Here is a 19,554-nt window from a genome sequence, read left to right as displayed (position 1 = left end):
AAGCTGGTGGCAGAACAGTTGGGTATCGATCCTGACACCCTGGGAAAGGTCAAACGCGAAGGTGTGCTGAAAACGATGACCAGTCGGCGTGAGTTTCTGACCGCCCCGGCACATCGTATTCGTTTTGTGTATCTGCCCAACCACAGTTCCTGGTTGAACCAGATCGAAATCGTGTTCGGCATCATCAAACGCCGCGCACTGCGTCGGGGCAGCTTCACTTCCAAACAGGATCTGATCGAGAAATTACGGCGGTTCATTGAATACTTCAACCAGCATCTGGCCCGCCCCATGCGCTGGGCGTATACCGGCCACCGCACACAGAAAAGACAGCAGATCGAACGCCCCCGCACCTGGAGAGAACTCAGGAAAACCAGGAAGCAATGGCAACAATTTGCTTTGGTGGGAAACTATTTGTAATCGGAGTTACTAGCGCCTTGCCGCTCAGGAGAAGGAATATGGGAATTTATTGGAGTCTGGAGCGGGTGGATCGTCGCTCGGCGGGCAGGCACACAGGCACTGCCCCTACGCGCTGTTCTGATTTTGTTGAAGGGCAGCTGGGGGTCAAGACAGAATTTTGTCCCGATGTGGCCGGATTTTGTCCTGGTGTGTCCCGGATTTTGTCCTTGTCTGACCGGAATCTGTCCTGGTCTGCCCTGAACATCGGGGGGAGAACTTTGCGAACCAGCTCAAACTGTTCTACTGAAAAGCCGGTGAAAATTGTTCGTGATTCAGGTGAATCTGAGTCAGTGGTGCGTCCTGTTCCGGTGCACGGTGACCTGCCTCGCGCGCGAGCCACGTTCGAAACAGGGTACGGATCGGCGGGGGCGGTTCAAGTTCAATTTGAGCAGTCCCACTCAGGATCTGCGCAGTGGTGCGTACAGGAAAGTGAGATCTGTTTATGAGAGAACAACCAGGAGTGGGACGAGCGCCGCGTGTTGTGCGCATGAAAAAAGGCAGACAGGTCGAGGCCTGTCTGCCGGTAGCTGGTTCTCGGTTAAACCGGGATCACTCAGGAGACCTTCATGGCCTCAGCGAGAATCTGGGAAGTACTTTCCCGCATGATCCGGGGATCAACCATTTCCCCCTTCTGGAGGGTGGCACGGACTTCTTTTCCGGAGATGAAGACCGGCTTTTCTTCCGAATGGTTTTCCATCAGGTCGACGCGGCCCATCGATTCGTAGTAGGCTGCGAAGCCAACGTTGACGGGCTGAATCAGCAGTTCGCCATTCAGGTTGTTGAAGATTTCCTGGGCGTCGAAGTCACCCCAGATCGCGGTGCCGTCTGCGTAAGGAGCGTCGGCATGTTTACGACCGATGATGATGTTCGTGTAGCCCATGTTCTGACGGTAGATGGCGTGCATGACGGCTTCTTTGGGACCGCCGTAGAACATTTTGATGTCCAGACCGAGCAGCAGAACGCGATCGGGAGGATTGTCGTCGCGAGCACCCCAGAGTTCGGGATCGCTGTCGCCATCGCCCAGTTCGCGGTTTTCGATCAGCTTTTCGTAGGTCTGCATGCGGATCTCTGCACTCACGTCGTCGCTCTTGGTTTCCCCGATCAGCGGGTTGAGGACAGCGCCGGCGTTCTTGCCGTCTTTCAGGAGTTTTTCGAGACCGTAGACCAGGGCGTATTCGTGAGCCCGGTGCAGCGGGTTGCGGGTCTGGAAGGCAACCACGGCATCCCAGCCTTTTTCAGCGATCAGAGCACGGACTTCGCGAGGAGTCAGAACGTATTTGCCGAATTCGCTGTTCTTAGGCTGAGGCAGAACGCGGATTTCACCACCGATCAGGTGAGTCTTGTCGGCATCGCCTTCGAGGACCATGGCAGCACCGGGGTGGTCGGTCCGTTCGGTCTGGTAGACGCTCTGGATGTATTTGGGTTTGTCCCATTCGAAAACGTCGCCGATTTCCAGGATCGCGACGATTTCGCCTTCCGGGCAGGTCAGAGCGACTTTCTGTCCGCTGGAGAGGGTGCCGGCCAGTTCGGAGGTGACGGGCAGTGCCAGCGGGATGGTCCAGGCGTATTTCTTACCGTTGACTTCGATGCAGGCTTCGTCCAGCACGCGGTTGTAGACGTCCCCGTTCATCGGTCCGGTCAGCGGGCTCAGAGTCCCGTCGCCGAGGCGGTATACGGTAGACAAGTCGGCGGCAGAAACAGGAACCTGGGGCAGGCTGGCTGCTTCGGCTTTGAAGCTGTCAATTTCCCCTGCGGGCACTGTACAGCAAACGGGTTCAGTCAACCCTCCGTGAGGGGCAATCAGATCGGCCATTGTTTGAATTCTCAATATTTGTAAAAAGTTCCGAAATTAACGCCAGCCAGTGGGCGTCTCCAGCAGCGAAATTAGGGAAACGCCGTCAAAACTTCAAGCAACAGACAGGGGGATTCATGGAAATCAAAAAACTCTCTCGTTTCACGGCAATTTCCGCCGGTTTAAGTCGATTTCAACCACGCAAACCGGCCTGTTTCATGAGGGAATCAGTGGATTCGTATGCTTCGCGGACCCATTCCTCGATTTTGTCGGGTTCGGGGGAATACTCGAGCTCGAGCGAAATGGCTCCGTCGATGTTCAATTTTTTAATCTCAGCCAGGTAGGGTTCGAAGTGAACAACGCCGCGTCCGGGAGGCAGATCGCCGTGCACTTTACCGTCGCAGTCCGAAATGTGAACATGGATGGCTTTGCCCTGCAGCTTCTGCAGTTCGGGTGGTTCGACGCCGGCGAGCAGGAGGTGCGAGACATCGATATTGGCCTTGAGCGCGGGATGATCGACTTCATCGACGAAGCGGACCATGGAATCGACGTCGTTGAGCAGCGAAAGGGGAAACGGTTCGAGTTCCAAGGCGATTTCCAGCCCCAGGTTGGCCGCGTATTCCGCGAGCCTGCGACAATTCTCCACCGCGGTCTGCCACTGCTCTGCGGGGGGGATGACTTCGCGGTTCCAGATGTATTCCCCGAGCACCAGCAAGAGGTTGCGTGCCTCGTACTCGTAACAGAGATCGAGGTAATCCTTGACGCGCTGGAGATGGAACCGCTGCACGCTGGGATTGAAATCGATCAGGCCGACCGCGACACAGCAGACGGACATGATGGGCAGGTCGAGCTGGTCACAGGTATCCTTAACCAGTCTCCGCTCGCGGATGTCGACATCCTGCGGATCGACGAAGATATCCACGCTGTCAAAGCCGATCTCTTTCGTTTTGTGCAATCCCCAAGCGGTATCACGACCGGCCTGAGCCCAGGCGGAGTTGATCATCCCCAGTTTCATAGAGGTTCCTTTGCAGCTGCGGTTCCGGGTGTCCTGTTTCGGTTCCTTCAAGATAACAGTCCGCTTGCAGGGAGAAAAGGCATCGATCAGAATGGGCGGAACAGTTACTGGACTCACCTCACTTCTCTGCAGGATCAGCAGCTTATGGATCTCAAATTACAGAACGTTCCCGTTATCATCACCGGAGGTGCCAGCGGAATTGGACTGGCGACCGCACGAACCTTTGCCGAGGAAGGTGCCCTGCCCGTTCTCTGGGATCAGTCGGACCGGGTGACGGCGGTGGCGGAACAACTCGCTTCAGAAACCGGGCAGCCAGTGCATGGATTTCAAGTCGATATCACCGATTTTGAAGCGTTACAGGATGTGACCCGACAGACGGTGGCGGAGGTGAAGTCGTTCGCGCACCTGGTGCATGCGGCTGCGATCGGGTCGGGTAAATTCGGGTTCCCGTTTACGAATCTCACACCGGCTGACTGGCCGCGCGTGTTTGAAGTCAACATGCAGGGCATGGTGAATGTGGCGCATGCGGTGACGCCGTTGATGCAGGAATCGGACGCGGGGAGCATGGTGTTTGTGAGTTCGATTGCCGGGCAGATCGGATCACAGACCGACCCGCCATACAGCGCGTCGAAAGCGGCGAATATCAACTTCGCCCAGTGCCTGGCAAAAGACCTGGCTGCGGGGGGAATTCGCGTGAATTCAGTCTGTCCGGGAATGGTGCGGACGCCGTTGAATCAATCGGTGTGGCAGGCGTGGAATGATCGTCAACCAGAGAATCAGAAACGAAGCTACGAGGACTGGGCGGGGGATAAAATCCGTCAATTGGTTCCCCTGCAGCGGTGGCAGACGACTCAAGACATTGCGGATATGATTGTGTTTCTCAGTTCGGCTCGCGCCGCCCAGGTGACGGGTCAGACCATCAACGTGGACGGAGGTTTTGTGATGCACTGGTGAGGTGTGGCGGCGGTTCCAAAAACAAAACCCCGCGCAGAGGACCTGTGCGGGGCTGGTGTATTCGGTTTCAGATCAGCTGGTTGAGAGAAACTACTCAGCTGTTTTCTGATTGGCGCTCTTTGCCAGACGAGATTTGGTCCGGGCAGCGGCGTTTTTGTGGATGATGCCTTTGGCAGCAGCCTGATCGATCTGTTTGCTGGCCAGCTGTAATGCTTTGGTGGCAGCCTGTGCATCGTCACCGGTGATCGCAGCACGGGCATTTTTGATGGCAGATCGTAATTCAGAACGGGTCGCACGGTTACGGACACGACGAACTTCACTTTTCCGCAACGCTCTTTTGGCACTTTTCGTGTTTGGCATTTTTCGACTTAAGTATTTTCTGAGTAACTATTTACTGTTCATACCAGCAACCGTAATTCAAGACGGTCGCCACAAGATATCTCAGGCAGATTGAGAAGTGTAACAATTTGTCGACGGTTATTCCAACCATCCCGAGTCGCAAATATGAGGTTTTTTCAGGAATTCTGGAGAGAAACCGGCTCTTTTCCCCTGCTGAGAGCGGGGAAAAGAGGCCTATGCTCCCCCTTCCATGTCTTCCAGACGCTGGCGGGTGTCCCGGAAGTCGTAATCGACGGCCAGAATTTCGCTGTAGTGATCGGCCGCCTGGGATTTCTGGTCTGCATCCTCATAGAGGCGTCCCAGCAGGTAGTGGGCTTCCTTGAACGTATCTTCCTTTTCATCGGGAGACAGCTTGGGAAGGGCCTTTTCGAACTGCCGCTTGGCAAGTTCCTTTTTCCCGTCTGCGAAGAAGCACTTTCCGAGGGCGACCAGGGCATCAGAACTGATGCGGGTGTCTTTGACGGACTGCTGCAGCAGGGGGATTGCGGAAGACCATTTTTTGAGGCGGATGAAACGTTGCGCGAGATCGTACTTGTACCGCATGTCGGCGGGATAGCGTTCCACACGTTTGGTGAGAACTTCGATCTCTTTCTTGATCAGCGCTTTGCTGAGCAGGGTGACCTCTTTTTTCGCTTCAGGGTTTTCCCGATCCTGGTTGAAGAGATCCCGGGCGGCGGTGAGCTTCTCTTTGAGCAGCTCAATGTCGATGTCTTCAACCTGCTCGCCGATGTTCGCATCTTTGCCGGAAAATTCGTATGCCTTCACATAGTTTTCGCGGGCCTCAACCAACCGGCCTTCGCGTTTGTAATAATCACCCAGTTTGAGGTAATGGTCTTTGTTTTCAGGCTCTTTGCGAATGGCGCGCTGCAGATCCGCTTCGACAGACTGTCCGGGGCCATCGGCGGTATTGCCCCGCTGAGCCTGGTGGCGCTGTTCGCGGGAAGCACGCCCTTCGTCGTAGGCAGACTGACGTTTGACAGACGAAGACTTGTCGGCTCCATCGTATCCGCCCCGCACGCGGGTTTCGGTCGCCATCAGGGAGGTCACCTTGGAACGGGCATCGCCGTCCATGGGATCCAGCTTGAGCACCATTTCCCAGCACTCGCGGGACTGCTTGTATTCTCCCTTTTCCTCGAGCAGGTCTCCCAGCTCGCGGAAATACGCCTTGTTAGTTTTATCGTTTTCAATCGCCACCTTGAAGCCGAAAATCGCAGCATCAAGGTAGCCCTGGTTTTGACAGGCGGTGGCCATTTCCGAATTCAGGACGGCGTCCCAGGGATTCAGCGAGAGCCCTTCTTCTGCCAGCTGATCCACGCCAGCCCAGTCCTTCTTCCGCCGGGCATTCTTGATTTTGGTTTTGATACCGGCGAGCTTCAAGACGCCCATCTTGGAACCGCTCTGGTTATCGCCGTACTTCTTTCGTTCTGCGCCCCGTTTGGTCTGACGGTAGAGCAGTGCTTCGGGCTCCAGTTTGACAGCGGTCGTGAACATCTCAATCGAGTAATCCCAGTTCTCTTTGGACAGGGCCTCGTTTCCACGTCTCCAGCAGTCAGCAGCGATTTTTTTGTTTCTGTCAGATGTCATAAATCTCTTCCGCAGTTCCTCAATGCTCAAAATCAATTCTTGAGTAGAACGACACCCCCCCGACTCCCGCATTAGGGATATCGGTACGAAAGGCCCGCACCTTGTCCTTTATCTTCTATTACGCTTCAGTGTTACATCATACAAGATTTTTTAACACCCTACCATCACAAGTTTTAGTTAATTTTACTGCACAAACGCATCGAGCGGATGGATTCGGGCGACCTGAACTTGCATCTCTGATGCTGCCTTCGCACAATGGAAGCCTCTTCGCTGATCAATTGATCTGGGGAGACCCGTCCCATTCCATACAATCAATCGACCGACTCAAGAACACTCCGGGAGTATTCCAATGAAGCAGTTTATGATTCGCGCCCTCACTGGCTGCTGTGCTTTTTTAATTCTGGTCCATCTGGGACTGGCTGACTCGAAAGACCCGAAATGGGCCGCCAACAGCGTGGAAAAAGCAGGTCCCGACTTTAAGATTCAGGGCGAATACTCGGGGATTTTGGGTGATGGTGATGAAACCCTCAAGTATGGGGTCCAGGTGATTGCCCTGGGTGATGGCAAATTTGAAGCCGTCGGTTATCCCGGCGGTCTCCCCGGCGATGGCTGGAACCAGGAGAAGAAAGTCAGCGCTGAAGGGGTTAAGGACGGCAATGTCATCAGCTTCAAATCGGAAGATGGCCGCGGTGATCTGGAAGACGGGAAAATTACAATCTATGACGCAGAGGGAACCGAAGTCGGCGTCCTTAACAAAGTTCATCGCAAAAGCCCAACCCTGGGTAAGTCGGCTCCTGAAGGAGCTACCGTCCTGTTCGATGCGAAACAGCCTGAAAAGACTGTGAAGAACTTTGAAAACGGTCGCGTGACCGAAGATGGTCTGCTGATGGAAGGCGTCACGAGTAAAAAGAAATTCAAAGATGGTCACCTGCATCTGGAATTTCAGCTCCCCTTCATGCCGCAGGCACGCGGGCAGGGACGCAGCAACAGTGGCTGTTACGTGCTGGGGCGTTACGAAGTTCAGATCCTGGACTCCTTTGGTCTGGAAGGAAAAGACAACGAGTGTGGCGGGATTTATAAAGTCGGTGCTCCCAGCGTGAATATGTGCTTCCCGCCTCTGGCCTGGCAGACCTACGATATCGATTTCACTTCTGCGAAATATGATGATGAAGGAAACAAAACAGCGAAAGCCCGCATCACCGTGAAACACAACGGCGTCACCGTGCACGATGATCGCGAGATCGATGAACCGACTCCTGGAGGGACCAACAAGGATGAATCTATCGCAGGTCCTCTGTTCCTGCAGAACCATTCGAATCCGGTCCGGTTTCGGAATATCTGGGTGATTGAAAAGTAATCCCAGCCGTATTGACGGTAATCACTCATGAGATTTCACAACCGGGGGCCGCTTACTGATGACAGACACCGAGACAGAGACGCTTTCACTGGAAAAGACTGATTTCGCACTGAAAATGCGGCTGATAGTGATGATGTTCCTGCAATACTTTGTGCAGGGCTGCTATCTGCCTATCATCACGCTCTACCTGATTGATGCCCTGGGCTTCTCCGCATTTCAGATCGGCGTATTCGGGGCGGCACTCGCCGTGGGCCCCCTGCTCGCCCCGTTTGTATTCGGTCAGATCGTCGACCGCCATTATGCGACAGAGCGCGTGCTCGCGTTCTGTCATTTATCGGGTGGCCTGATCATGCTGGCGTTGTTTCTTCAACAGAGTTACTGGCCGGTCGTGATTCTGGGCGTGCTGTATTCGATTCTGTATGTCCCTACCATGATGCTCACGAATTCCCTTTCGTTTCAGCATCTGAAAGACAGTGACCGCGAATTCCCCTTGATCCGTCTGTGGGGAACCATCGGATTTGTGGTCCCCGCCTGGCTGGCAGAGGGACTCTTTTTACGCGGACTCTCAGGTGACGCGTTGAATACGGGTCGCGGTATTGTGCTGGCGATGGCGGGGGTGGCTGGTCTGTTGATGGCAGCCTACTGTTTATCGCTCCCGCATACGCCGCCGGTGAGTAAAGATAAGAAGGACCTGGCCCCCGGTAAGGTGTTGAAGATGCTGAAATACCGGCACTTTTTGGTGCTGGTGCTGGTCGCCTTTATTATTTCGATCGTGCATAAGTTCTACTTCCAGTGGAACAGCCCGTTTCTGAAAAACGTCCTCGTCATGGGAGACGTCACAGGCGCCTGGGAGCAGCGAATCAGTTCGATTGGGCAGGTGTTTGAAGTACTCGTGATGGCGGTCCTTGGATTCGCCCTCAAGAAATTCGGATTCAAACTGGTCATGCTGGTCGGCCTGCTCTCCTACCTGGTTCGCAGCCTGATCTTTGCTTACGCGTCTACACTCAGTGATGCGTTTCCGCTGGCAATGGCGTTGACCTGTCTGGGCCAGGCGATGCATGGTCTCTGTTTTGGCTGCTTCCTGGCGGCTGCTTACATCTATGTCGACAAGGTCTGTCCGCTGGATGCACGCGGGAGTATGCAGACCTTTTTCGGAACGTTTGTCTTTGGACTGGGGATGTTTGCCGGCGGGTTCATCAGCGGTTCGATCGGAGACTATTTCACATCGCCCGGAAAAGAGACGCTGGTGCGGACGGCGTGGAATATTGAATCGCAGACAGGCATCCAGGCTTTCACTCAGAAAAACCTCGAAGGGCATCCGATTGATCTGCTCCGCGACTGGCCGGGAATCTGGCTCAGCAGTGCCGCGATCGCCCTGTTGGCGACGCTGTTGTTCTGGTTCCTCTTTCCCAGGCTCGACACGTCCCAGCGTATGGATCCGGATGAAGACCAAAGTTGATGCCTTTTCAAATTCCCGAAAATGTGGTGATCGGTCTATTTGTCGCGGCTTTCTCGCTGTGGGGGCTGATCAAGGAAAAGTGGTTCCTGGCCGAGACACGCAAAGGTCAGAAGCTGACGCGCTGGTTTGGACCTGCTCGTGCCATCTGGGTGCTGCGCGTGATCTTTCTGGTCGGAATCCTGTTTGGTCTGCTGCTGGCGGGGGGACTGATCCGGCCCATTCAATGGGGATGAGAGGGCAGGTTTCTATCTGAGCATTGCCTACCACTGTCAATTTGGCACGGCATCTGGTGGTCATCCACGCCGTTTCTTCATGCCAGAATGACATCTAAAACGATTTCCGTCATCCACCTCACCTCACAACAAACACATATCCCAATAATATATATACACTTACAACACACCATGCGAAATCAGCATCTCCCCGAAAGAATGGTATGCTCTTTGCTTTCTTATATAGCAGAGTTACGTATCTAAACTTAGAGTGAGGATCATACCATGCCGATTTTTCGCTGGGATCAATCCTGGAACCCGTTGCGGGACCTGGAACGTGAAGTTGATCGACTGATTCAGGGAGTTGAATTCTCAGTCCAGGGGATTCGTATGCCCCGCCAGTATCCGGCTGTGAATATATTTGAACTGGAGCACGAGTTTCTAATCACTGCAGAGCTCCCGGGTATGCAGGTGGAAGACCTGGAGTTGACGATTGCCAACAGCGTGCTGACGCTCAAAGGGCATCGCAATTCCCCCGTCTCTGAGAACGAAGCCATTCCGGAAGAACGTTTTCGACGTCGGGAACGGACCTTCGGCGAGTGGCAACGCTCGATCAGTATTCCGGATCGGATTTCGGATGAACATCTCTCTGCTGAGTTCAATGACGGTGTGTTGAAGATCCATCTTCCCAAGCTGGAAGAGGAAAGTCCCCGTCAGATTCCGGTCAGCTCAGGAGAATAGGAGGCTTAGATGAGTCAACCACACGAACATGATGAACCGCGTTCTCTGTCGCATCCAGAGCAGTTTGTCTTTACTCCGCCGATTGATATTTACGAAACCGATGAAGGTCTGGTGCTCTACGCGGACCTGCCAGGCGTCTCCGTCGGATCACTGGAACTGCAGGTCCAAGACAACAAACTGACGCTGCTGGGTAAGGTTGAACCACAGATCCCTGAAGGCGCGCGTCCGATTCATAAAGAATATGAAGTGGGAAATTATCTCCGTTCTTTTATTCTCAGCGGAGAGATCGTGCACAGCGAGATTGAAGCGAAGTTGACTAACGGGGTTTTGCGAATCTTTCTCCCGAAAGCCCCCAAAGTGGAGCCGCGACGGATTCAGGTCAACACAGGCTGAGAGCGTCAGTTATGCTGAGCCTGCTTCTTTTCTACGGTGTCACTCTGTAGCGATGAGGGGCGTAGATCATCTTCCTTGATCAATTCCTGATTCCGTTTCTGAAGCTCCAGGGCTTCTTCACGCTTCCCGGTCAGGCCGGCTGCCCGGGCCAGAGCCGAAATATAGTGACGATCGGTCTGGTGATTTTCATAGAGCGGTTTGAGCATTGCGTACGCTGCCTCTCCCTGACGCTGGTAGAGAAGCAAGTCTGCCTTGATGAGTAGGCTGCCAAAGTCCTGAGGATCAATCTGCAGCGCCTGATCGATATGCTGGAACGCGGACGCGATCTGCCCCTGGTTGCGGTCGATGGTCGCCAGATAGCGCAGGGCAGCGATCGATTCATGTTCCTGTTCCAGACACCAGCGCGCTTCCCGTTTTGCAGTTTCCAGGTCACCCGTATATAAAGACGCGTAAGCCAGACTCAAATGAGCTGGGAAGGAATCGGGCTGGAGATAGAGGGCTTCCTTGAGGGGCACGAGCATTTCACTGGTCCGCCCTGCTTTTTTGAGAATCTCTGCCAGCAATAGCTGATTCTCTGCGTTATCAGGCTCCAGTTCTACGCAACGCCGAGCATAGCGGAGCGCACGCCGATAACGACCTTCCTGCTGATAGATGCGTGCCAGGGCTTTCTGGTAATCAATCTGCTCCGGATACTCCCGTACCAGCGTCTGCAAAGCAGGCTTCGCACGTTCGGGGAGATCCTGCTCCAAAGCAATATCCGCGATCGCTGCCACTGCCTCGAAGTAGTGCGGGTGCCGGGAAGTCACATGCGAGAAATTTTCCAGAGCCTGAAAAGGGGCACGCTTCCGAATCAGTTCCCCGAGCTGATAATGGGCGAACTCATCCTGTGGATGATCCTGCAGATAAGCGATTAACTCTTTCTGCCGGTCTTTATCTGACTTTTGTTGCACTGACGTTTGTGAGTCTTGCTCTGGGGCAGAAGACGTCGATTCACTTCGTCCCAGCCAGAGGAACAGCACCAGTACACCGCAGCCGAATATTGCCACGATGGCCCCGCTCGACCAGAGTTTTTTCTGGGGGGGAGTCAAAGTGCGAAAGGGTTGTTCCGGTTCAAACGGAGTATTCATTCTTCAGACTGGCTGGGGGTCGATTTCTGTGAGTCGCTGTTACCTTCTATCAATGTATAGTGCTGCCCCGGCTTGAATCCAGTCCAGATCTCCGATTTCCCTCCGGGCCAGATGACTTTCACCGTGACAGCGTTACGCTGCTCACCCAATCCCACCAGTATTTCAGACTCATCAGCCGACAGATAGCTGCTGCTCCCCTTTCGCAACCGCATCAGTTTCCTCTTCCCGGCAGTGATTTCCACAACAGCTCCGATCGCGCTGCGGTTCGCCTCGGTTCCAATCAGTTTCAAGGCAATGCTCTGACCGGTGGTCCGGGTTTGATTCTGCAACAGGACCACCTTTTGATTTAAATGAGAGACAGCCAGATCAGCCAGTCCATCCCGATTAAAATCGGCCGTGGCACTCCCGCGTCCGACCCGCCGGGTCTGAAAGAAAGGCCCTGCAGAGTCAGAGATCTCTCGAAAGCGGGTTCCGGATTCATTCCTGAAGAGCTGCGGTTCCTGTTCAAACGGCTCACTCTTACCCAGTTGGGCCAGCCGGTCATGCACATGTCCGTTGGCGACAAACAGATCTTCCCAGCCATCATTATTGAAGTCGACAAACGAAGTTCCAAACCCCAGACGGACCCGACTCGGCGCCGCCAGCCCGGTCTCGTCGGTGACATCCAGAAAGAACAGAGCACCTTCATTGCGATAAAGCGTATTGGTTTCGCCGAAGTAGTTCGTCACGAATAAATCCAGGGTGCCATCCCCGTTGTAATCAGCACCGGCCAGCCCCATGCCCGCTTCGCGGTCCCCTTCCCGATTGAAGGCCAGCCCCGCGATCAATGCCTGATCGGTGAAGTTCCCCCGACCGTCATTGATCCAGAGCTGATTCGCCACGGAGTCATTGGCCACGTAGATATCCTGGTCGCCATCCAGATCATAGTCTGCAGCAAAGACTCCCAGTCCCTGTCGGGCAGGCTCGCTATGCAGGCCGGACTGCTGGGAGACATCCAGGAATTTACCATTCCCCAGGTTGCGATAGACCACATCATATTCGCCTGGTACATAACGCGGATGGCAGACGAAATATACCCGCGAGTTATCAACCCGACGGCTGCAGAGAGGATAGTGCTCTCGATCGATTTCGAGATAGTTAGCGATATACAAATCCAGCAGCCCGTCGCCATTGAGATCTACCCAGGTACTGCTGGCACCGTAACCGGGATGATCAACGTGGGCCGCCTGTGAAATATCGGTAAAGGTTCCGTCACCATTGTTAGCATACAATTGATTGCGACCAAAGACACTGACGTATAGATCCTCAAAACCATCGTGATTAAAGTCGCCAACAGCCATGCCCATTCCGTAACCGAAGCCGGTCAGCCCCGAGGCCCGGGTGATGTCCTGAAACGCACGCCCTTCCACATTCCGAAACATGCGATGTGACCAGTCCAGGTCTGCAACCTGTTTCTTACGCAGTGCAGATTGCCATTCTTCTCCCTGGGCACAGAACAGGTCGGGAAAGCCATCGTTGTCAAAGTCGAACCAGCCAACCCCCGATCCCATCATCAGGTGCAGATGCCGGGTGACGGTCAGCGGCGAGCGATGCTGAAATGAAAGCTGCACAGCGTCGGTCACATCTTTGAGATGTATTTTGTCCGCCGGTTCAGCAGCGGAAAGCCGAACTAGATCTGCAATCGACGGGCAGTTAAGCAGGCAGACCGTCCAGGTCATCAGCTGCAACAGACGGGAAGCTGTATTTCGTCTAAAACGGAAATTGCTCATCCAGTTCCGCCTCGGAGAGTTCGACCAGAAAATCGGACAATCGCTCCACCAGAATCTGCATCAGCTTTTCCCCTTTTTCAGCAGATGCCTGATGTGGATTTCCGGACCCCGTATTGGTGGTCAACAGATGCCAGGGACGCGTAATGCTCACCCAGCCTGAATTGACGGCAGTAAAGCGGGTCGGATTCGTGGCCCCCTCGTCAGCTAATAGCGCACCAGACTCAGGATCCCGGACGACCAGATGAGGGAAAAATGCCAGAGCGAGCGAGGTTTCCATCTCCCCGGCATGATCGTCGGGATTCTCAAAGATTTGAGGCTTCACGTCAGCGGTGGTCCCGCGAAACCAGTCAGCCAGAAAGATCTGGACCGGTGTGGTACCATGCAGTTCTCGCAACAATGGTTTGAAATCGTTCCCCCCGTGGCTGTTCAAAATCAGCAGCTTATCCACTCCATGATTCGCGAGGGAATCGACCAGATCAGAAATGATCTGCCCCAGTGTGGAAGGATTCACATTCATGGATAACGGGAACGCACTCTGGTTCGTCTCGGTGCCGTAAGGGATGGGGGGCAGCATCACAACCTTCGCTCCCCGCTGCCAGGCTGCTTCACAGACACGTGAACCGATGGCTTCGGCTTCGAACGTATCAGTCCCGTACGGCAGATGCAGATTATGTGGCTCGGTAGCCCCCATCGGCAGCACCGCTACTTCGTAGGAACATTCTTTGACATGCGCATAGTTGGTTTCAGCTAAAATCCAGGGACGCATCGCAGGTTCTGCAGACACTCAGTTCTCTCCTTGTCTGGAGTTTTCCGGGAGCGGTTTGATACATGATTATCATACTAACAGATCCCACCGTGAACCTCATGTAATCTGAACAGGTTCTCTGGCAGTTGTGATCAGCTTCTCATGTCTGACTGTACTCGTCCTGCAAACATATGTATACTCGGAGAATTGAAAATGTAAGACGCTCACAAGGAAAAACAGGATGGCAAGTCTATATGTGACCCGTGGAACCGAAACCGAAGGTCCTTTGACCCGGCAGGCGCTGAAAGAACTCGCATCACAGGGAAAAATCTCTCCCCGGGACCAGATTCGCGAGGGAATGTCAGGCACAGGAATCCAGGCACGCGAGATCCCCGGACTGTTACCAACCCTCAAGAAGTCCAGTATTCCGACTCGTCCCCGAGGCAGGAAATCAAGAGAGCGGGTACACGATCTGGATCTCGAATCCATCCCGCTGCTGACAATCGAGCAAAAAGAATGGATCGTCATTATCTGTGGTTCGATCTTTATGGGCAGCCTGTTGCTGATTCCCCTGATCCAGGCTCTTGTGAACCTGTTTTAGTATCGACTGAGCCTGCAGGAACGTTGAAGCCTGCCTCTTAACTAAGTTTCAGATCAGCTCTCTGTGAGCTATAGATCTATTGTATGACCAGCAATTAAAATGCAGAGTGAGATATTCCATTATGAATTCACAGCCCGATCCCAATTCAGGAACTGTCGAATCGACAAATCAATTTACTCCCTCGCATCGTAGCCTGATGACCATACTGGGCGGATGTCTGTTTTCCATATTGCTGTTGTTGTTTCTGTTCCAGAATATACTGGATTTGCCGTTGATCAAACAAAATGGATCAACTCAGCAGGATGACACCCACAAAGTTCCACCCGCTAATGTGGTCTCCACACGTACTCAACCGGAAGCCCCCACCTTCTTCCTGGACAGAATGGTGGTCGCCACCAACCGGTCTGATTCAAAGAAAAATCTGAGACAAATCAACCGTGCTGTCATCGATTACTACAAAGATCGATACCGGTACCCACCACACGCCATGTTCAAAGAATCGGTCCATCCTAATCATGGCTGGCAGACTGCAATTCTCCCCTTTTTAGGTGAAGCTGAATTGTACTCAAAAATAAATCTAAAGATGCGCTGGACACATCCCGTTAACTATAATCTCTTTCAGCAACAGGTTCCCGTTTATCTAAATCCGCTGATCACAGAAAAAGTCACACCCGATGGACTGGCTTTGTCGCATTATGTCGGCAATCGACTACTGCTCAGAGACGACTTTCCCAGAACCTATGAAAGTATCTCAGACGGACCGCAATATACCATTCTGGCCGTGGAACGCGGGAATGACTTTCAGGCCTGGGGCGACCCGACTTCCCTGGAAGATCCGCAGAAGATTATCGGACCGGATAAAGTTTCCTCATTCGCCGATGGAAATCAGGCCCTGATGTGTGATGGATCCGTACGCTTAATTTCGAAAGACATCGATCCTGCCATTCTCAAAGCGTTGAGCACTCCCTCCAGTGCCGATTCGACTGGTGATTTCTAATCTTTTCTTCATCAGCAAAAGCAATAAATATTCAAAGTATTGCCTATCCCTCTGTACCCCAGATCAACAGCCGGGTATGCTGAACGAATATCAACAACATTTCCCCAAGGAGTTCAGCAGGATGGCAAACTGGTACGTAAAGCGTGGCTCTGAAACCGCTGGCCCTTTAACTCAGCAGCGTCTCAAGGAACTGGCTACAGAGGGACGCATCAAGGACACAGACCTCATCCGCAAGGGAGAAGACGGCTCGTTCATCGAAGCACACCAGATTCCCGGCCTGTTACCGGACGAGGATTTTGAAACGGTTTCCTCCTCCCGCGAGCCAGCAACAAAAAATAATAAATCAACGCTTTTTATCATCGCCGTGCTGGGGGGAGGTGGAATTCTGGTTGTGCTCGTCCTGATGGCATTACTACTTCCAGCCATCCTGACGGCACGTGACGCCGCCCGCCGATCACACTCAAAAAATAACCTGAAGATGATCGCAATTGGCATCCACAATTACCACGATACTCACAGTGTATTTCCACCTGGAGGAACAGCCCGCACCGATGGTACTCCCTACCACAGCTGGCAGACCTATATTCTGCCTTTCGTAGACAACGCACCGCTCTACAATCGAGTCGATTTTAATGAACCCTGGTCTGCCCCACATAATCAGACTCTGTTTCAGTTGGAGCTACCAGTCTACCTGAACCCACAGATCGAGGATAAATATACCCCCGCTGGTCTGGCATTATCACATTATATGGCCAATGAAAAAGCGTTAAACGAAAACAGTCACCTGCGGATCCGGAACATCACAGATGGCACTTCGAATACCATACTCGCATTTGAAGCGGGAGATAATTTCAAAGCCTGGGGAGATCCCACGAATTTTGGTAATCCCGTCGACTATATTGGCTCAGGTGCAAAATCCGCGTTCCGCGGCGGCAGCCACGTCATGCTGGGAGACGGCGCCGTGCGCTTCGTTTCAGAAAACATTGATCCCGGCGTTCTGGAAGCGTTGAGTACCCCTGCTGGTGGTGAAATCGTGGGAGAGTTCTAATTCATACTGAAAGAGTTCCATGGCTAACTGGTACCTGAAGCGTAACGAGCAAATCACGGGACCGTATTCAGATCAGGAACTGGAAGATCTCCTGACAACAGGAAAAATCACACAAACAGATCTGATCCGGCAGGGAACAGACCGGCAATTTCAGACTGCAGACAGTTTACCGGAACAGTTTTCTCGCCCCCATGAAAATGCATCATCTCCGAAAACTCCCCGCTGCAGATTTGATCCAGTCAATCTGGTTCTAGTTCTGTTAATCGCTGTTGCCATCCTGATCCCTCTGCTCGACATGCAGTTCTTCAGGTCCAGCGGTCGGCGGCGGTCTGTTACGAAAAATCATCTGAAGCAGATCGGTCTGGCTCTACAATTATACCATGAGCAGAATACCACATTTCCCCCAGGCGCCCTCTCAGACAGCAAAGATCATCCCTTCCAGAGTTGGCAGGCTTTGATCCTCCCCTATCTCGACCACGAGTCTGTTTTCAAACAGATTGACTTCCAGAAGTCTTGGGACGCTCCGGAAAACCGCCCCCCGTTCCAACAGGAAATCTCCGTCTACCTGAGCCCAAACACAAGCCAGACCCACTCCCGGGAAGATTATGCACTCTCTCACTTTGCAGGCAACAAACTCGTTTTAAAACAGAATCAAGGCATGAAAATACGGGAATCCATCACGGATGGATCGTCAAATACCATCATGGCCGTCGAACTCGGAGAAGGATTCAAACCCTGGGGAGACCCGAGCTCATTAACAGTCCCCTCCGCAGTCATTGGACCAGGGAAGAAATCGCTTTCCCGGGGAGGAAATCATGTGCTGTTCTGCGATGGTCGGGTATTGTTTGTCGATCGCAATATCGATCCTGCCATTCTCAAAGCACTGAGCACACCCGACGGCGGTGAGCCCCTCATTGATTACTAATGCCGGGCATCGTAGAGTTGCACAACCACGCCTTCCAGAAAACTGGCCAGGCGAGTGGCAGCACGAGACGCATCACCGCGCATCTTCCACATCTCTTTGATACTTTCCGGACGCTTGAAGACCGCTCCCAGTGCAGCGCCCGCACGCACGGCCCCCGTCTCCCCTAAAATTGAGAGCACTTCTTTGGGCAAGTCTGTTGAGCAGTCATCGCTGATCACCCGGATCGCCATGAATCCCCGTTGTTGTGCGTGACAGACCTGGGCCACCGCGAGGCTTTCCAGATCGACGGCCAGCGCATCATACTCCGCGGCCAGTTTCTGTTTTTCCTCGACGGTCCGGACGATTTCGTCAGCATTGAGAATCCGGCCCACATAGAGCCCGTTCTCCGGATCTTCCGGAAAATGGACGTCGTTCGTCAGTTCCTGTCCGTGCAGATCACAGATCGACGTCGCGACCACGATATCCCCCACTCGCATCCCGGACTGCAGTGCCCCCGAGAAACCAATGGAAAGAACCCACGGTGGAGAGTGTGCGTCGATCAATGCCTGGGTTGCAGCCCGGGCGCGGGCAAAGCCCACTCCCGTCTGCACCACAGCAACTTTGATTCGATCCAGGAAACCACCCCGAAACACATACGAACCGCCGGTGTACTTTTTGAGGTGCTCGCAGCGGTCCAGAAACGGCTGGACCTCCATCGGCAGAGCACAGACCAGCCCTATATCCGCATGTGCTTTATCGTCCTGGGGTTGATTCAAGAGGCATTTTCCTGTTCGAACTGACTCATGGTTTCAATTAACTTGTCGACGCCCGCTTCCGGGAATGCATTATAAATGCTGGCACGCATGCCGCCGACACTACGGTGTCCTTTCAGACCATCCAGACCTGCAGCAGTCGCCTGGGCGATGAATTTCGCATCCAGGTCGGCATCACCGGTTACGAAGGTGACGTTCATCAGCGAACGGTCTTTCTTCGCCGCAGTCGGCTTGAACAGATTACTCTGATCCAGGTAATCATACAGCTTACCGGCTTTCGCCTGGTTCTTCTCCTGCATGACTGACAGTCCGCCCTGGTCTTTCAGCCATTGCAGAACCTGCCCCAGAATATAAATCCCGAAAGTCGGCGGAGTATTATACATCGAACCGGCTTCGGAATGAGTCCGATACTGCAGCATGGTAGGAATGTCGCTGGGCCCCTGCTCGATCAGATCATCGCGAATGATTACAAGCGTCACACCGCTGGGTCCCAGATTTTTCTGAGCACCGGCATAAACGATTCCGTATTTGCTGATATCCAGCGGACGGGAAAAGATATCGCTGCTGGCATCGCAAATCAGCGGCGCATCGCCGGGAACTTCAGGCTCACTGGCGAATTCGGTTCCGTAGATGGTGTTATTCGAGGTGAAGTGCACATAAGCCGGCTTTTCACTGTAGTTGACTTCTTCAGGGATGTAAGAGAAGTTCTGATCTTCACTGCTGCAGGCGACATTCACATTACCAAACATCTTGGCTTCTTTGACCGCTTTTTTCGACCAGGAACCAGTCACCAGATAGTCAGCAGTCTGATCTTTGGAGAGCAGGTTCATAGGAATCGTAAAGAACTGGGTCGAAGCGCCCCCCTGGACGAACAGGACTTTATAATTTTCGGGCACTCCTGCCAGTTCACGGCAAAGAGCTTCAGCAGCTTCATAAACCGCCAGGAAGGCTTTGCTGCGATGGGAGTGTTCCAGAATTCCGATACCGGTATCGCCCAGAGAGATCAGATCTTTCTGAGCTTGTTCGAGAACGGGTAACGGGAGCGCTGCAGGTCCCGCAGAAAAGTTGTAAATTCTTTCTGTCATTTTAGATATCTCAACATCGTTTGCGGGCAAAATTCGGAGGTTTCACCCTGAGTAACCAGTGTGGTGTCAATATTACCGACGAGACTCTCACTCTTGGAACCATCCTTGAGGATAATGGCAGGCGTTCGCTTGTTTTGCCATTC

The 19,554-nt window shown here is 53.3% G+C and carries 20 protein-coding genes; 11 read left to right on the top strand and 9 right to left on the bottom strand.

Annotated features, from left to right (window positions below; all coding sequences use genetic code 11):
* A partial coding sequence (locus FYZ48_RS24955) for a transposase (RefSeq protein ID WP_187782205.1) occupies positions 1-417 on the top strand: 417 nt, incomplete at its 5' end.
* 592 nt (positions 418-1,009) lie between these two features.
* Here the strand turns inward: FYZ48_RS24955 and FYZ48_RS24950 are convergent.
* Together FYZ48_RS24950 and FYZ48_RS24945 are read right to left on the bottom strand one after the other, a co-directional pair.
* Positions 1,010-2,269: a sulfate adenylyltransferase gene (locus FYZ48_RS24950; RefSeq protein WP_149345250.1), complete on the bottom strand. Its 1,260-nt coding sequence runs from the start codon at positions 2,267-2,269 to the stop codon at positions 1,010-1,012.
* Between the two features lie 172 nt (positions 2,270-2,441).
* Positions 2,442-3,263 carry a sugar phosphate isomerase/epimerase family protein gene (locus FYZ48_RS24945; protein ID WP_149345249.1) on the bottom strand — a complete coding sequence of 274 codons (822 nt, stop codon included), beginning with the start codon at positions 3,261-3,263 and terminating at the stop codon, positions 2,442-2,444.
* A 144-nt stretch (positions 3,264-3,407) separates the two neighbouring features.
* Between FYZ48_RS24945 and FYZ48_RS24940 the strand changes: the two genes are divergently transcribed.
* On the top strand, positions 3,408-4,217 hold the full coding sequence (locus tag FYZ48_RS24940) for an SDR family NAD(P)-dependent oxidoreductase (protein WP_149345248.1): 810 nt from the start codon (positions 3,408-3,410) through the stop codon (positions 4,215-4,217).
* A gap of 90 nt (positions 4,218-4,307) precedes the next feature.
* Here the strand turns inward: FYZ48_RS24940 and rpsT are convergent, their stop codons facing one another.
* Together rpsT and FYZ48_RS24930 are read right to left on the bottom strand one after the other, a co-directional pair.
* A complete protein-coding gene (rpsT, locus tag FYZ48_RS24935; protein WP_149345247.1) occupies positions 4,308-4,577 on the bottom strand; it encodes a 30S ribosomal protein S20 in 270 nt (89 codons plus the stop codon).
* Positions 4,578-4,790: 213 nt separating this feature from the next.
* Positions 4,791-6,200, bottom strand: a complete 1,410-nt coding sequence (locus tag FYZ48_RS24930; RefSeq protein WP_187782204.1) for a tetratricopeptide repeat protein — start codon at positions 6,198-6,200, stop codon at positions 4,791-4,793.
* Positions 6,201-6,549: 349 nt separating this feature from the next.
* Here FYZ48_RS24930 and FYZ48_RS24925 point away from each other — a divergent pair, with 349 nt between their 5' ends.
* The 5 genes from FYZ48_RS24925 to FYZ48_RS24905 all read left to right on the top strand — a co-directional run bounded on the left by FYZ48_RS24925 (position 6,550) and on the right by FYZ48_RS24905 (position 10,362).
* Positions 6,550-7,557, top strand: a complete 1,008-nt coding sequence (locus tag FYZ48_RS24925) for a 3-keto-disaccharide hydrolase (protein WP_149345245.1) — start codon at positions 6,550-6,552, stop codon at positions 7,555-7,557.
* A 58-nt stretch (positions 7,558-7,615) separates the two neighbouring features.
* Positions 7,616-9,016, top strand: coding sequence for an MFS transporter (locus FYZ48_RS24920; protein ID WP_149345244.1), 1,401 nt, complete (start codon positions 7,616-7,618; stop codon positions 9,014-9,016).
* Entirely contained in the window at positions 9,016-9,249 is a 234-nt protein-coding gene (locus FYZ48_RS24915; protein WP_149345243.1) for a hypothetical protein, read from the top strand. The genes FYZ48_RS24920 and FYZ48_RS24915 overlap by 1 nt, the downstream gene beginning before the upstream one ends.
* A 264-nt stretch (positions 9,250-9,513) precedes the next feature.
* A complete protein-coding gene (locus tag FYZ48_RS24910; RefSeq protein WP_149345242.1) occupies positions 9,514-9,969 on the top strand; it encodes an Hsp20/alpha crystallin family protein in 456 nt (151 codons plus the stop codon).
* Positions 9,970-9,978: 9 nt separating this feature from the next.
* The gene (locus tag FYZ48_RS24905) at positions 9,979-10,362 is read left to right on the top strand and encodes an Hsp20/alpha crystallin family protein (protein WP_149345241.1); all 384 of its coding nucleotides are present in this window, start codon (positions 9,979-9,981) and stop codon (positions 10,360-10,362) included.
* A 5-nt stretch (positions 10,363-10,367) separates the two neighbouring features.
* On the opposite strand, the gene FYZ48_RS24900 is transcribed toward FYZ48_RS24905, so the two are convergent.
* Genes FYZ48_RS24900 through FYZ48_RS24890 form a run of 3 tightly spaced genes read right to left on the bottom strand, consistent with a single transcriptional unit; the run spans position 10,368 to position 14,042 of the window.
* Complete coding sequence (locus FYZ48_RS24900; RefSeq protein ID WP_149345240.1) at positions 10,368-11,489, bottom strand: tetratricopeptide repeat protein; 1,122 nt, start codon at positions 11,487-11,489, stop codon at positions 10,368-10,370.
* Complete coding sequence (locus FYZ48_RS24895) at positions 11,486-13,258, bottom strand: CRTAC1 family protein (protein WP_149345239.1); 1,773 nt, start codon at positions 13,256-13,258, stop codon at positions 11,486-11,488. The genes FYZ48_RS24900 and FYZ48_RS24895 overlap by 4 nt, the downstream gene beginning before the upstream one ends.
* Positions 13,239-14,042, bottom strand: coding sequence for a creatininase family protein (locus tag FYZ48_RS24890; RefSeq protein ID WP_198422272.1), 804 nt, complete (start codon positions 14,040-14,042; stop codon positions 13,239-13,241). Before FYZ48_RS24890 ends, FYZ48_RS24895 begins: the two co-directional genes overlap by 20 nt.
* A gap of 202 nt (positions 14,043-14,244) precedes the next feature.
* Between FYZ48_RS24890 and FYZ48_RS24885 the strand changes: the two genes are divergently transcribed.
* The 4 genes from FYZ48_RS24885 (at position 14,245) to FYZ48_RS24870 (ending at position 17,574) form a co-directional block, all read left to right on the top strand.
* Positions 14,245-14,604: a GYF domain-containing protein gene (locus FYZ48_RS24885; RefSeq protein ID WP_149345238.1), complete on the top strand. Its 360-nt coding sequence runs from the start codon at positions 14,245-14,247 to the stop codon at positions 14,602-14,604.
* 121 nt (positions 14,605-14,725) lie between these two features.
* Positions 14,726-15,601, top strand: coding sequence for a DUF1559 family PulG-like putative transporter (locus FYZ48_RS24880; protein WP_149345237.1), 876 nt, complete (start codon positions 14,726-14,728; stop codon positions 15,599-15,601).
* Between the two features lie 121 nt (positions 15,602-15,722).
* A complete protein-coding gene (locus tag FYZ48_RS24875; RefSeq protein ID WP_149345236.1) occupies positions 15,723-16,649 on the top strand; it encodes a DUF1559 family PulG-like putative transporter in 927 nt (308 codons plus the stop codon).
* 19 nt (positions 16,650-16,668) lie between these two features.
* Complete coding sequence (locus tag FYZ48_RS24870; RefSeq protein ID WP_149345235.1) at positions 16,669-17,574, top strand: DUF1559 family PulG-like putative transporter; 906 nt, start codon at positions 16,669-16,671, stop codon at positions 17,572-17,574.
* On the opposite strand, the gene FYZ48_RS24865 is transcribed toward FYZ48_RS24870, so the two are convergent.
* Positions 17,571-18,329, bottom strand: coding sequence for a phosphorylase family protein (locus tag FYZ48_RS24865; protein WP_145186436.1), 759 nt, complete (start codon positions 18,327-18,329; stop codon positions 17,571-17,573). The two genes, FYZ48_RS24870 and FYZ48_RS24865, sit on opposite strands and share 4 nt — an antisense overlap.
* On the bottom strand, positions 18,326-19,411 hold the full coding sequence (gene serC / locus FYZ48_RS24860) for a 3-phosphoserine/phosphohydroxythreonine transaminase (protein WP_145041640.1): 1,086 nt from the start codon (positions 19,409-19,411) through the stop codon (positions 18,326-18,328). Before serC ends, FYZ48_RS24865 begins: the two co-directional genes overlap by 4 nt.
* Between the last annotated feature and the right edge of the window lie 143 nt (positions 19,412-19,554).

The sequence above is a fragment of the Gimesia chilikensis genome (assembly GCF_008329715.1).
Classification (GTDB): Bacteria; Planctomycetota; Planctomycetia; order Planctomycetales; family Planctomycetaceae; genus Gimesia; species Gimesia chilikensis.
The sequence above is the reverse complement of the archived record's forward strand: the minus strand, read 5'-3'. Positions and strand labels throughout refer to the sequence as shown.